Below are 13755 nucleotides of genomic sequence, written 5' to 3'. Positions count from 1 at the left end.
TCCTCTTAGCTGTCTGAGGACGACGACCAAACGACTATACCACCTGTTGACCATCGGTGCAGGTCACTTTCTGACCTCGACTGCTAACGCCCTCACTTCTGCTCCGGGTCACAAGCGGCGGTCGGACCCCGAGTGGGACGACTTCCGCTCTACCTCTCGCTCCGGACATGTCGCTGGGGTGTGCCAACAAACGCGATGGGCCGCTTCCGGACTCATGCAACGAATCTATTCGGTTGCGCTGCACCGGAGCGGAGCCGCCGTTCGACCCGAGAGAATGTCCAGCAACATTAACTCGCCTGCCGGGACCGAGCTCTAGTCATCCCAGCGGCTGCTGGCCCAATTTTGCTGAGCGCGTCAACTATTGATCAGACCTGCGACCTCAACGGGTCATTGCGGTCATCACCAGCCGCTGCTGATGTCGGCACCTCGATTTCTCTCAGTGAAGGTTCGTCTGCGATGACTCCAGATGATTGGCGTCGGCCTCGATATGCCATAGACCCGCACTTCCGACGGTCTGGACTTCGATGCGCTCTCCGAGCGTACGCTGGAGGAATTCCTGCGGACCATTGATGTAGTTGTTCACGTTGATCGGCTTGGGATCGAGCGCCTGTCGGCGCGAAAAGGCAAGCAGGCGACTGGTCAACGCCGCGGCTCTCTGCGCGCCTCGTTTCGCATTCGAGCGCCCGATTCAGATTGGCTCCGGGCAACTTGGCGTGCCGTTCAGCTGTTTCCAGATTGCCAATGACGATCATGAGCAGATTGTTAAAGTCGTGCGCGATCCCGCCGCTGAGTTGCCCAACCGCTTCCAGCTTTTGAGATGCGGCGAGTTGCTCCTGAACGTGCTTGAGCTCGTCCGGTCCGTAACGTCGCGCGTGACTTTTGCAAACCCGACGATGTTTCCGGATTCGTCCGTGATACGATCGATGATGACCGACGCCCAAAAGCGGGAGCCATCTTTTCTCAGACGCCACCCTTCCGCTTCAAAGCGTCCGTGCTCTGCCGCCTCAGAAAGCGCACGTGTTGGCACACCAAGCTCGATGTCCTCGGGAGTATAAAAAGCGCTGAAATGCCGACCGACGATCTCCGGCGGCGCGTATCCCTTAATACGCTCCGCTCCGGGATTCCAGGTTGTCACGTTGCCGAACGGATCGAGCTGAAAGATCGCGTAATCGACCACGGCCTCGATCAGCTGGCGGTAGCGCCGCTCACTATTGAGAAGCTCTTGGTGGGCTTGTTGCCGCTCGGTGATGTCTCGTGTGACCTTGCCCGATCAGTTCACCGCCTTCATTTCGGATCGCATCGACGATCACCGATGCCCAGAAACGACCGCCATCCTTGCGAACTCTCCAGCCCTCGGCGCTGAAACGGCCTGTTTGCGCGGCGACGCTCAAGGCCCGCTGCGGCAGCCCTTTGGCGCGATCTTCCGGCGTATAGAAGGAAGCAAACGATTTTCCGATGATTTCGTCGGGTGTGTAACCCTTCAACCGCAGCGCACCAGAGTTCCAGCTGCGCACCGTGCCGTCGACGTCGATCATGTAGATGGCATCGTCCACGATTCCGCCGATAAGCAGTTGAAGTCGCGCAGTATCTCCGATCCCGTCAAGTTTTGACTGAGGGCTTTGCAAAAGCGGGCTCCGATTGGGGAACACCAGTCAACCGTGCTGATAATGTATAGTTCCGCGAACTCGCAGCCTGTGGCAGAGACCCGGGCGGTTCAGAAGGCCGACATGGCGACCAAGCTGTTCAAGCACCTCGTCGGCGCGCCGTCGGGCCGCTTAGCTTAATGGTCGCGGTCGGCGGGGTAAGCCGGTGAGACAATCGAGGGCCATACGATCCCAATGACCGAGGTCGGCTGCAGCGCGATAGGTGCTCTCCAGGAAGGCCGTCAGCGCTACTTCTGGGTCAGCCGATTGTCTGACGACATCGTAAGGCAGAAGAAATTCCCCGAGCTTCGGGTCGAAGTACGCCCCATCGGGCATCACCTTAGCCTCCGCAAAATCTGCAGGAGCGGGATAGGCATAGGAATAAAAGGCCGCAAAATCCGTGCTGCCGCCGCCCGGCCAAAAACCCGCCGACGAGACTTCATGACTGTATGCTTCTTGGGTCACCTCGTCCGGCAAAGCCGGAATGCCACCCGGATGTAGGGGCGCGCGGCGTCCGGAGAAGCGCGTGACCGCTAGATCAAAGCTGCCCCAAAAGAGATGAACCGGACTAGCCTTTCCGATGAAGCCGGTTCGAAATCGGGTGAACACATTGTTGGCGAGCACCAGCGCCTCGAAGAACCTTGTCACGGCTGCAGCATCGTAGGGCCTGGTTTGCCGATCATCGCGAAAGGGGATGGGCGCTGACACCTCGCTGGGTCGGTCGTGAAGCTCCGGCGTGCCCCCAATTCCCCGAACGAGTTCGAGGAAATGTACATAGAAGTCAGCCACGGACATTGGTCCTAACGGAAGCTCAGCTCTCCGTCCGTCTGCTGCTTCTCCGATGACGACATGTTTCCGGAGATCAAGGGTGATCTCAGTGCCGGCCCCGTCCGGTACCAGCGAAGTCGTCAAGCCGCGTGTATTGACGTACAGGGTCGCATGCCAGGAATGGTTGAGCCAAGGCGCTCGTGCAAGTCGGTACTTACCCACGATCTGCGAATAGATATGGAGCGCGGAACATGTCTCGCGCCACTGCTCGAACGGGATGTATGGCCAGTTTGCGTTCACAGTGCTTCCTCCAACTAAGCTTCATCCGGTCGGTCACACAGCACCGAAATGATATGAGGCGAGGTCTCTTCGCTGCTCAAGGCCAGACGAAGAAACGCGAATAGGGCCGGTCTCCCATTGTGACGCCATATTGCGCCACGTCGCACCGAAGACCCTTGTGGCGCCAAGCGATCATGCGCCAAATTCCCATTGTCGGCTTTGGTCAGGCTTGGAACTAAGAGTTGGCTCGCGAGCCTATTCCGGTTTGTCACTAAATCAAGACACGGCGACCTTTGGCGGGCGAATCTTGCTAATCGTATACGCAAGACGCACCCTTGCCGGGGAGAACCGTCCTTCTCGAGCATCCAACGGTTGGATTCACACGGCCGCCGTGCGACGCGGGAGCAGGCGACAACCTGCTCTGACCAGGCTGTGTCGTACAGCCGCAAGTGGCTGCCGCTGGCGGCGACGACCATAGTCGGATCGAGCATGGCGTTCCTCGACGGAGCGCGATCAAGGATGAGCTTGATGCTAGATGAAGCCTCCCTGCCCTTTCAGACAAGTCGTAGATGTTTGCGCGCGAAAGAAGCGTAACGACCGCGGTTTCCAACCGTAGCTTTGGTCGACGCGCACAAAAATACGAGCCATTGTAATGAGGTTCGGCGGAGCGGTGATCCTCTGACCCTTGATAATTGGGGATTATCGAGGCAGATGCGCTCCACGCGCGCGAGCTCGTCGATATCGTGCTGATGTGGGCCTCATCCGGCCGATCAGACTCCCGTGGCGGGGCGTCCGTCAAGAGCGGCTCGCTCAGTTGAGCCCCCACGGAGCTTCCTGATGATCTCCCGCAGATCGCACAGGTACTCCTCGACTACGCGTTTGGCCTCCATGCGCGAAGGCTTGCCCACGCTCAAACTCGGCTGTTCACGCAGTCAAGATTGCAGCTCATCGCTCAAGAAGTCACGCTAGCCGTCGTTTGATTGCTCGAATGACGCCGTTGAACGTTCCAACCCGGCGCAAGCCGTAACGCTTACGGACATTTTCCGTAAACCTCAGCCTTCGCACGAAGTTCGAAGAGGACATCAAAAAAAAATCGCAAACGCTCTGGTTGCACGCGTCAAGCCGAATCGCGAGGAGCAGACCTGGCGGGATCGCCTGCACGCACACGCGGTGTCGACGCTCACTTCGCCAGAGAGCTCTAGAACTGCTCGCCAATTAACGTGATGCGTTGCAGCGGGCTGTCTGCTTGCTGCACTGCGTCCACGCTGCGCCGTGCAACACATCCTCAACTATCGGTATGCTATCACCTCTCGGCACAGGATTCCCGCACATGCCCGGAACGCGCCTCAGGAGTTTGCATTGTTCTTGTGTCTTGTGATCTTTAGTAAGGTCGATCATGCGTCTGTTTTCTGGAATGATCGTGATTGCAACAGTCTGCGCTTGGACGGGGCTTCACCCGACCCCTGCTGTCGGGCAAACATTCAATGACAGATGGTCCATCATTCCAAAGGCTCACGCGGAGCCCGCTCCTGAAGGACTCGATCAGATAAAGAAGGATGAGCCGCAAGCGCAACCTCCGAACAGACAAGAGCCCTTGAATGATCGTTCGGGCATTCAATCTTTCAACCGAGTCTTTTCCGGAAAAGCCTCCTACTATTCGTATTCCAAAGGCAAGACAGCGAGCGGTTCATCGATTGATCGGAATCAACTAACCGCGGCGCACCGCCGTCTGCCGTTCGGCACGAGAGTCCGAGTCCTTGATCTTGAGACGAATAAGTCGGTGGTGGTTCGGATCACCGACCGCGGACCATGGGTTCGTGGCCGCGTCCTCGACCTCTCGCTCGCCGCCGCGCGCACCTTGGGGATTACGGATCGTGGCGTGGCTCAGGTTCGTGCTGAGGTGTTGTAGCAGTCGTCCATCGAGTTGCGAAAATAAGCAACCCCGCCCCTTACATCAGCGGTCCGCCTTTGGGTCTGAACCTGCCGTGCCTCTAAGAAACCCTGACGCTATTGCGGTCATCGTGACCGCCCTCCAGCTAACTCACGGCGACGAAGCTGCACGAGGCATGGTGGTCGGCGGCATGAGCCTGGCCGCGCTGATAGAGGCGATGTTCTCCGTACCGGTCGGGCAACGCGATGCCGTTGGCGGCTCTACGGCGCAGGCGACCCCTGCCCGGCCTGCAACGATGCGGCGCCCGAATTGATGCCGCTGCCGCCCGGATTGGAAAACAGCATCACCAGCATCGAAGTCATGCGCCCGCTGTTGAGGAACCCCGCAGCGGCGCCGGAAGCCGTGAAGCTACGACGTGTACTCATAAACGTCGGCCTACCAACGCAAAGCGGAAGTCTCCCATCTTGGCCGTGATCGGCGGCTTGTGATGCACAACGGACTCCGGCCACCTGCGCGAGAAACTGTGCGGGTATGGGCACTCTGCGGTCCGGAGCAGTCTAGGGTGCGCCAATATAGCGTGCCGTCCAGCGTTTTGATGTATCGTCCGAGTTAACCGGCGGAGATAGGAGCATGCGATATTCTTTGGTCATCGCGATGTTGCTTGCGTCGACGCTTTTCACGATCTCGCGCAAGCGCGCAAAGTAGCGCGGTCTCAGCAACCCGCATCGACCCCGTCCGGTCCCCGTCGGCGGCCGCAGAGACTGACAAGTGCCCCGCGGGATCGAGATAAATAACCGACGGCTGTATGAGCTATCTTAAGCGCCGCTTGCACTGGTGCAGCCATTTTGCATTCGTCATAGACCATCCGCCGTCGATTTAATTCGATTTAATTGCATCTTTGGTGTAACAGTCTTTGTTGTAGTTTAATTCAAGGCGCTAAGATTGAATCGGGTCCCGAGATTCTAGCGAACTCTTTTTTGATCGCCGTAGGTGCCCGACGACAATCGATTTGCGCTCTGCGGGGCGAACCCTTTACTCGGAGAAAAATTATGGAGCAGAACAGTTCTCATTCGACACGCATCCCAAAGTCCGGCTCAATCAGCTTCGGCCGCTCGAAAGCAAATTGCTTGATTCGCAGCATCTCTGAATACGGTGCCGCCCTTGATGTTGCAGGAGATGAAAAGATTCCGGACGAATTCGCGCTGACTGTCATTCCGGACGGTGGCCCACGTCGCTGTTCAGTCGTCTGGCGTAAAGAAAAACGTATCGCCGTCGCATTCTATTGATGCGCCACCAACTCATGCGGATGCAGGTGGAAGATCTTGGGGCAAAGCGCTGACTTTTGTGAGAGGTAGCCTCGCATCAAGATTGAAATCCGCAATGCGCATCTCGAGAAACAGTAGTTTACTGGGTCATTGTGGCGCGTCAGGAGGGATCACGGGCGGCTTGAGAGACCTAGCAGATCGACTAAATCCGCATGCTGAGCCGCTACGAGGATCGCTTGCCAAATGATATTGCGGCAACGCCTGCTGCCCTGACGGGGCAAGCCCAGCAGCTGCATCGTGGTGATCGACGGCTTTCTAGCTCGGCAAAGAGTGGTGAATGATCGAAATCAGATCTCCTCGTTCTACCTGGCTGGGGACATGCCCGACTTGCCTACCCTGCATTTGCCGATCGCGGATTGTGATCTTTGCAGCATAGGCAATTCGACGATAGCCGCTGTGCCCCATTCATCTCTCAGAGAGATGATGACCGACTCTCTCGGACTTACACACGCTTTTTGGCGCGAAACGCTGATACAGGCTGCCATCTATCGCGAATGGGTTGAGAATCTCGGAGCCCGCCAAGCCTTAGGTCGACTCGCGCATCTTCTTTGCGAGCTTACCACTCGCATGGAATTCGTCGGGCTGGCGGACAACGGCAGCTTCCGGATTCCGCTCACCCAGCAAGGTGTTGCCGATGCATGTGGGCTTTCAGTAGTTCACGTGAACAGGACCATCCAGGAACTCAGGGCTTTGGGCCTCAGCGAATGGGAAAACCACACCGTTACTCTGCTCCGCGCACAGAAACTGCAAGCTGTAGCCGAGTTCAGCCCTGAATATCTGCATCAGCTAAACCCAAGTGGAGGATCAAAGATCACCAAAGCTGGCTTCGGGTTATAGTAACGTCCGAGCAAATACTGACTTAGCGCCGGATGCCGGCTAGCGGATAAAAACAACTCTGCAGCTCGGGCCGGTCATGAATCGTGGCTTGATCGAGGTATTCTGACGGACGCCGAGCGCAAGGTTGGCGCCACGTAAGCTGCCGGTCCGAATAATCCGCAGCTCCTGCCCTTTTTTGTCGCAATCCGACTGGCAGACCACGACTGCTTTCAAAAGGGACAGCCGGTATCTTGCTCCGCGTTCGTCAGCTCTCCACTTAATGCAATTTCCCGGCTTCATTGTTGACGAGCTTGAGCGACTGCGGGCCGCGATGTGCTGCGGCTCGCGGGCGCGTGTTTCAAAGCCGTGCGGCTGTTTACGCGCAACGGCCACAACTGTACCGACCGATACCCCTAAATCTCCACTCGCGCTGAAGCACCGCGAGCAGCAATTCGTCATCGCGAGCAACGCTACGTTCGAACATGGTTGTAGTGGCCAGACCATGCTAGTCGGCCCGCCTGCGCTGGCGAATACGCGGCCCGACCGTTTGTCGAAAAGCCAGCCGTGGCTTCCCAATCCGCGAACCAAGGGGAGTAGTGGACAAGCACGACGATCGGTGGCCCGACCGCTCGTTTCCGCTCTAGCGGGCCGCCGCCTAAGTCGGCGGCCTTCGGCTTGTTACGAGCAGGCTGCTCCGGACATTTTTTGACGGGGGGTGCAGGTGGTCATCATCCTTTTCTGCGCGGCCGCGCCCTTCGCTGGTTGCGCCACCGGCGCCTTGGATTTTGCCGCACCGCTAGCGGGCGGCATGGTTTGCGCCTTTACTTCCAACGAAAACGAAACAAAGAGAGAAGCAACAGCAATGATCGCCAGCGCACTCTTCATCTTACCCTCCGTTTGGTTTGGCAGTGAGGCGTTAAACTAAGGAGCGCGACGGCCGGCATTCAAACGAGTACAGGTTGGCCACCCGTTCGACGCTCGCATCTAGACGAGCCTAACGTTGTTCCTTCTTACAGGCTGAGCTATCCGCTGTTTGAGTCGCGCTCGGCTGTCGGCGCTGCGCTGGCACTGAGTTTCCAATTCTGTCGTTCAGTTTTTTGTAAATCCGAATACGCGGCGCGCTCCGCACATCCAATAAATATCAATATAACGAATCAAATAAACTGGCGATATATTTTTCTGATTTTTGCCTTTACAAATCAAATCTAGAGAATTTAACTTCAGAACCGACAGAAGCCCTGACTGTTTTCCTGGCGCTAGTCGCCGCGGCCCCGTCAACAGAGGGTTCACCGCCTACCAGCTGGTTTAGCCGAGCTCCGAACCCAGAGCTGACGATACGGGCGAGTATCGGGTTTGTCACACTGCATCACCAAGAGCTTCAATGATAGTGGTGATGAGACCGGACAAGCAAACGGCGCTGTCAGATAGGCGCAAGCCATTCTTGGTGGTGTTCGCGGCCTCTGTGTTAATTACCTCATCACTCAGCGCAGAGACAGCAAACGGATAATATTGGGGTCGAGTGGCTGAAGCCATTTGCCTGCTCATCCGGCTCGGCAAAACAGAACGGGCAGCTCTGTATACACAATGTCGTTCCGGGCCAGCGCTGTGGTCCCACAGGCCTCTGCTCGGCCATTCACCGGGCCGTTGTGCAACACCGTGTACGGCCAATCTCGGAATGGCACCTATCGCATCTTGGTGGAATAAAAACACTATTGCATGACGCGGGATCGGCGCGGTCGAACTCAGGCTGCCGCAGTCCGATCAATTTTGGCAGGTTTGACGGCCGCTCGGCCAGAACTCATCCTGAGGCAAGTTCGAGCTCTTTTTTACGCTCCCCATGAACCGCAACGGGGCGCGCCGCGCCCGTATCACGCCCTCACCGCTGCCAGCAGCGGTTTCATTCCGACGATGTTCAGCACGCGTGTCAGATTGTGACCGCGCGCGATACGCAAGCCCGCGCCCTCAGCGGAGGTGCGTTAGTGCGATGCGCAGGTCCGAGAAAGCGTCGAATGTCGACGTCAACTGCGCTTTCCAATGATCCCGAAAACGATTAATCTCTTTCTCTTCACGGAATTCAGAAACTTGATCGGAGAATAAGCCACAAGTAAATTAGATGGAGGAACCAATGGTGAAGAGAGCGATTACGCTCGGCGGCGGCGGACCGGCAGCAGGGCTACACATCGGGGTTCTGAAAGCGCTTGCAGATGACGGCAAGACGTTCGACGATGAGTCTGATGTGTGGGCGTTGTCCTGTATCGGCGCTTGGGTTGGCATCGTCCACAATCAATTCAATGAAGAAAGAATCAAAAAAGAAAACAAAAGCAGAGCCGAACTGACCTATGAATTCTTCAGGGACGGCGTGTTTCGGGACGATGAAGGCTATAAGCGTTTCCCCATAAACACCGTATTCGGGGCGGATTGGAACGCCAACATCAAGGCCTTCCAGGACTTCGTCACCGATCCCAAAAGTTACAGTGATTTCCGATGGCAACCGTACAAGATGATGGAACAGATCCAGGGCACCATGTCCGCTTGGTTCAACCGTCTGCCTCGTGGTGAAGAACCCTTCAAGGAATGGCGCGAAGGAGACATCAACAACTGGATACTCAATGAGGTGCTCGCACCTAATCCATTCGTCCGATACCTCACCTCTCTGATGTACTTGTCCAAAGTCAACGGCCTGTCCAGGATCAACTATCCGGATAGCGAGTTTATGAAGAGCATAAACTTCGGCGAGCTGAAAAAGGACCGAATGCCACACATCTATCACAACGCCTGGAATCTCGACGAACAGAAGCTGGCGTTGTTTTCCAATCGTCGGATGAAGGAGGACGAGAAAAAGCAGTACAAGGGAGCTATCGACTCACGCAGCCTGTGTGCGTGTTCGTCTCTTCCCTTCGTCGAAGGGACGGTTGAGATCGACCAAGTTACATATTGCGAAGGGGCGTTAGTCGATACTGTGAACTTCGATAGCTTGCTCGAGGAGCACCCCGATTTGGAAGAAATCTGGGTGAGCCGGATCGTCGATGCGAAGCAAATCCGCAGGCCGGAAAATCTTCACGATGCGCTAGCAAATCTCTGCCAACTGTTTGCGGCAACGGTCGGCGAGGATGACGTCAAGCTTTTCAAATATCACGTCAAAGAGGCGCACACACTCGACAGAGCAGCCGAAGCCGGGATACTCGAGAAAGCAGTCGAGTGCGGGATGCTCGACAAGCCAGCCGCGGACGGGAAGAACGGGAAAAAACCTTGGAGAGGCGTAGTCATCGAGATTCACGTGCCGGGGCACATCAATTTCAAATGGAATCACAGCAATCTCGAAAATTCGATAACGCTGGGATACGCCGCCGCCAAACAAGCAATCGACGCATTTAACAAAGCGGAAAACGAGATTAAGGCGAATATTAAAGACGGCAAGCTGCTCAAGCCCATTTTCATAAACGAGAATCCACAGCACGACGCGAATTGGTTAGATCTGCGAGATCGTACTTATGCGGCTCTAAAGAAGGCGGCTAGTGGCGCCAAGCCAAAGTAAGCAGATCGCGTTGCGATTTAAATGTGGGCATGCGTTGTCCCGGTTTGATTACCGCAGCCCATCGAGAAGCACCTTTGCCTCCTTTAGATCATGCGTTTCGAAGCCTTCGGTGAAGCTGCCATAAACCGGTGCGAGGAAATTGAGCGCTTCCTCGCGTCTGCCCTGATCGATCCACAGCGAGGCACGGTCCATTGCGGCTCGAAGTTCAAGCGTCTTGGCGTGTTGGCTTCTTGCCGTATTTATTGCCTGCTCGAGCAGTGCCTGCGCTTCGGCTTCGACGTCTGGTCCACCGCGGAGGACCAGCACCCGCGCCTTCAGCCGATACAATTCGGCCTCCAAAATTCGTTCGCTATTTCGGCTCGTTGTAGCGAGGCCGTGCTCGATCAATTCCAGCGCCGCCTCGTAGTCGTGACCAATCAACAATGGCGGACACAAAAGCACGTAGAGCGCGGTGATGGCCAGCTGATAACCCGCGCTGTGATATTCGTCCAACGCGGCACGGATCTCCCCGAGTGCGCTGGGTGAAGGTTCGAGCGACGCCACGCATATGCCCCGAATAGCGCGCGCCAAGCGCCATTGCCGGAATCCATGCTCCTCCGACAGGGCGATACAGCGTTCGGCATGACCTTGCGCAGTCAGGAACTCGCCGCGAAGGGCGTGAAGAATGCATGCATAGTAACAAGCATACGCCTGCGAATGCGGATGACTGATGGCGTCGGCACGCTGAATGGCGACGTTCACTCGCGTGAGTGCCGTATCAGCGTGGCCGAGCAGCCAGAGCGCCCACGACATCAACGCCAGGTCAGCCACGCCGGCATCCTGGCCGGCCACACGTGCCGCCAGCCTATCCTCCTCGCTGCTCGCCTCAAAGGCATCGTAGGCCCGTTCGATCGCTTCATGGGCACCGGTCAGACGTCCCATGAAAAGGCGGATCATCCCCTGCCCGCGCATCGCATTGAGCAACGTCGGTCGATCGTCGCGCGTTTCGGCGAGTTGGAGCAGGGCGGCGATCGTTTCCTCAGCCACCGGCAACTCACCGCGCATTACGCTCGCGGTGGTCAACCAGAACATCACCTGGAGTTGCTCGGGAGGGTCTCCAAGGCGCTCGCACAGCTCACGCGCGCGGGCAAAGGTTGCCATCGCCTTGTTCGAGGCTGGTCCTTGAGTAGCGATCAGGCAGGGCCCAAGAGCGAATTGGAAGTCAAGTTCCAACCTGTCCTTTCGCGCGCTGTCGGGCAGATGGCCTGAGGCCTCGATACCTCGTTGCAAGTGCGCGATGGCCTCCAGGTTGGCCGAGCGCATAGCGGCCTTCTTGCCGGCGCGCAGCCAATATGCCTCCGCCTTTTGGAACAGCCCGGCCTCCTTCAGATGGTGCGCGAGAGTTTCGGGTTGATTCTCCACAATTTCCGGGAACCGTTGCTCGAAGGCGTCTGCGATCGTGGCATGCAGCGCTGCGCGTCGGCTCTTCAGCAGTCCCGAATAGGCAGCATCCCGCACAAGCGCGTGCTTGAAGGTATAGACCGCCTGGGGTATCTCGCCCCGGCAGAATATCAACTCCGACCGAACCAGCTGCGCAAGCGCCTCCTCAAGTCTCTCTTTTGGCAACCCGGCTACGGTGCTCAGCAGTTCGTAGGAGAACTCGCGACCCACCACAGCGCCGATCTGAGCCACCTCCCTCACCGGAGCCAATCGATCGAGCCTCGCCATCAGCGATGCGTGCAAACTTGTCGGAATCGCCATCGGGGGTAGAGGACGGTTGAGGATGTAGTGATCGCCCTGCTCATGTAATAGCCCGGTTTCGAGCACAGTCTTTGTCAGTTCCTCCACGAATAGGGGCACGCCATCGGTGCGGGCGAGGATCTGCTCCATTACCTCTTCCGGGAGCGTCTTGCCGGCGGTGACGCGCTCGATTAGCGCCGCCCCGTTGCGTCGGTTCAGCCGCGTGAGCGAGATCGTGGTCACATGCGCATGACCTGGCCAGGGCGGCGTGAACTCTGGCCTCGCGGTGATGAGCAGCAGCACCCGAAGCCGCGGTAGCTGTTCCAAGGTCATCGTGAGCAGCTCCAGCGACGTCGGATCTGCCCAATGGACATCCTCCACAATGACGAACACGGGCTGTCGCTCCGCCAAGAGATTGAGCTGAGTCAAAAGCGCCGCCAATGTCATCTCCTTGCGCTTCTGCGGGCTCAGCTCTGGAATGCGGTAGCGCTCACTTGGTGGTAGCGACAGAAGGTTGGCCAGAGGTAGCAACACGCGGTCGGCATCAGCCCGCACGAGCAGAGCCTCGAGCTTAGCGAACTTCTCTGCGGGCGGGTCGCCCCGCTCGAACCGGGCAGCGCGTTCAAGCTGGCGGGTGAAAGGATACAGCGCACTGTTGGTGTGGTGCGCCGAGCAGAACTGGCGCACCGTGATATGCGGTTCGGCCTCGAGCCGCTCCTCAAGCGCCAGCGCAATGTGCGACTTGCCGATACCGGGCTCTCCGATGAGCATCACCGCGCAACCTTCGCCACGCCTGGCGTGCTGCCAGCGACGCAAGAGCATCTCGATTTCCTCGTCACGCCCAATTGGCGGCGCCAATCGGGTTTTGTGCTGAGCCTCGAAGCGGCTTTCCACTTCGGTTGTTCCCAGGACCTGCCAGGCTGGCATTGGCTCCGCCCATCCTTTAAGCGCGACAGGGCCGAGATTGCGGAGTTCGAAATGCCCATCAGTGAGCCGGTGCGTACTTTCGGAAATCAGCACGGTACCGGGATTGGCGAAGGTCTGCAGGCGCGCAGCCAAGTTCGGCGTCTCGCCAATGACCGTCTGCTCTTGAGCTGAACCTTCGCCGGTCAAATCGCCCACGACCACCATACCGGTAGCGATGCCAACGCGAACCTGCAGCTCGGTGGCGGGGTCTGTCCGGAGGCTAGCTACGGCATCGACCAGCGCCAGCCCTGCGCGTGTCGCCTGTTCGGCATCATCCTCGTGCGCCTGGGGATAGCCGAAATAGGCGAGCACGCCATCTCCCATGTACCGCGCGATAACGCCCTCATTCCGGGCAACAACCTCTGCGATGCAGCCGTGATAGGTGCCCATTACGGCCCGCAGGTCCTCCAGATCAAGGCGGGCCGAAAGTGCCGACGAGCCGACCAAATCGCAAAACATGACTGTAAGCTGACGCCGCCCGGCGGGGTCCGCCGACGCCGGCTTAGCGCCCACTTGAGGCTTTCGCGGGACCTCTCCCTGAAGTTCTACGATCGCGCGCAGCATCTTGCGGCGATGCCCAAGCAGGACGCCCAAATCTTTTAGATCCTGCTCCGTGAGATCTCGAACGACCGAGAGGTCGATGGCGTTTTCGCGGAATCGCTCGGCGTACTCGCCCAAACCGATCGATGCTAGCCACTCTGCAATACCGGTCATGGTATACCTATGGCTTATACGATGAGAATAGCACATTAGAGAGGCTTGCGAAGGCACATCTGTCGACCGAAGCGCCGATCACCGGACTTCTTCCCAATG

The 13755-nt window shown here is 57.7% G+C and carries 11 protein-coding genes; 4 read left to right on the top strand and 7 right to left on the bottom strand.

All coding sequences use genetic code 11. The features are described 5' to 3' along the window. Nucleotides 1-436: 436 nt before the first annotated feature. The 4 genes from IVA74_RS32235 to IVA74_RS32220 form a co-directional block, all read right to left on the bottom strand. Nucleotides 437-643 carry a hypothetical protein gene (locus IVA74_RS32235; protein WP_247351014.1) on the bottom strand — a complete coding sequence of 69 codons (207 nt, stop codon included), beginning with the start codon at nt 641-643 and terminating at the stop codon, nt 437-439. A 105-nt stretch (nt 644-748) separates the two neighbouring features. After that, nucleotides 749-1177, bottom strand: coding sequence for a PAS domain-containing protein (locus IVA74_RS32230; protein WP_247351013.1), 429 nt, complete (start codon nt 1175-1177; stop codon nt 749-751). 31 nt (nt 1178-1208) lie between these two features. Beyond that, nucleotides 1209-1553 (bottom strand): PAS domain S-box protein, encoded by a 345-nt coding sequence (locus tag IVA74_RS32225; protein ID WP_247351012.1) that lies wholly within the window; start codon nt 1551-1553, stop codon nt 1209-1211. Nucleotides 1554-1775: 222 nt separating this feature from the next. Next, nucleotides 1776-2711 carry a DUF5996 family protein gene (locus tag IVA74_RS32220; protein WP_247351010.1) on the bottom strand — a complete coding sequence of 312 codons (936 nt, stop codon included), beginning with the start codon at nt 2709-2711 and terminating at the stop codon, nt 1776-1778. Nucleotides 2712-4086: 1375 nt separating this feature from the next. Here IVA74_RS32220 and IVA74_RS32215 point away from each other — a divergent pair. After that, the gene (locus tag IVA74_RS32215) at nt 4087-4599 is read left to right on the top strand and encodes a septal ring lytic transglycosylase RlpA family protein (RefSeq protein ID WP_247351008.1); all 513 of its coding nucleotides are present in this window, start codon (nt 4087-4089) and stop codon (nt 4597-4599) included. 242 nt (nt 4600-4841) lie between these two features. Here IVA74_RS32215 and IVA74_RS32210 read toward each other — a convergent pair whose 3' ends face one another. Then, nucleotides 4842-5006, bottom strand: coding sequence for a hypothetical protein (locus IVA74_RS32210; RefSeq protein WP_247351007.1), 165 nt, complete (start codon nt 5004-5006; stop codon nt 4842-4844). Between the two features lie 624 nt (nt 5007-5630). Between IVA74_RS32210 and IVA74_RS32205 the strand changes: the two genes are divergently transcribed. Both IVA74_RS32205 and IVA74_RS40820 read left to right on the top strand, forming a co-directional pair. Continuing rightward, nucleotides 5631-5867 carry a PilZ domain-containing protein gene (locus tag IVA74_RS32205; protein ID WP_247351006.1) on the top strand — a complete coding sequence of 79 codons (237 nt, stop codon included), beginning with the start codon at nt 5631-5633 and terminating at the stop codon, nt 5865-5867. A gap of 276 nt (nt 5868-6143) precedes the next feature. Then, nucleotides 6144-6743 (top strand): Crp/Fnr family transcriptional regulator, encoded by a 600-nt coding sequence (locus IVA74_RS40820; RefSeq protein WP_247351005.1) that lies wholly within the window; start codon nt 6144-6146, stop codon nt 6741-6743. 657 nt (nt 6744-7400) lie between these two features. Here IVA74_RS40820 and IVA74_RS32195 read toward each other — a convergent pair. Next, entirely contained in the window at nt 7401-7607 is a 207-nt protein-coding gene (locus tag IVA74_RS32195; protein WP_247351004.1) for a hypothetical protein, read from the bottom strand. Between the two features lie 1240 nt (nt 7608-8847). On the opposite strand from IVA74_RS32195, the gene IVA74_RS32190 reads away from it, so the two are divergent. After that, nucleotides 8848-10257 (top strand): patatin-like phospholipase family protein, encoded by a 1410-nt coding sequence (locus tag IVA74_RS32190; protein ID WP_247351002.1) that lies wholly within the window; start codon nt 8848-8850, stop codon nt 10255-10257. Between the two features lie 48 nt (nt 10258-10305). Here the strand turns inward: IVA74_RS32190 and IVA74_RS32185 are convergent, their stop codons facing one another. Next, complete coding sequence (locus IVA74_RS32185) at nt 10306-13656, bottom strand: adenylate/guanylate cyclase domain-containing protein (RefSeq protein ID WP_247351001.1); 3351 nt, start codon at nt 13654-13656, stop codon at nt 10306-10308. Nucleotides 13657-13755: the final 99 nt, after the last annotated feature.

This window comes from Bradyrhizobium sp. 132 (assembly GCF_023074185.1).
Classification (GTDB): Bacteria; Pseudomonadota; Alphaproteobacteria; order Rhizobiales; family Xanthobacteraceae; genus Bradyrhizobium.
The sequence above is the reverse complement of the archived record's forward strand: the minus strand, read 5'-3'. Positions and strand labels throughout refer to the sequence as shown.